General features: G+C 51.1%; 1 protein-coding gene. It reads left to right on the top strand.

What is annotated here, in order from left to right; translation table 11 throughout:
- Positions 1–262: DUF7840 domain-containing protein (locus tag ACY2RR_RS24530; protein WP_490110824.1), on the top strand; the 262-nt coding region annotated here is incomplete at both ends.

Genomic DNA, 262 nt, shown 5'->3' with positions numbered 1-262 from the left:
CTGGATGCTGGCCCTGGTCATCGCGCTGATGCCCATCTCAGCATGGCAACAGTCAGTCTTGAGCACTCAGTAGGTGAGCTGTCTCTACGAGAGTTCGAGGTTTTTCGTATCAGTAATGTGAACTCACGTTCCACGGGCCTTCCCTGCGACAGTAATAAGGCCTGGCAGCTAGCTCTAACATTAAAAAGGGTACCCTCTTCCTATTCAGATTGTCGCGTGCTCAGGCTTGATACAAACAGGGGAAAAGCCTGGAAGCTTCATG

This window comes from Parendozoicomonas sp. 2304DJ65-17, from assembly GCF_058148445.1.
This window is presented reverse-complemented; position numbering and strand designations above follow the sequence as displayed.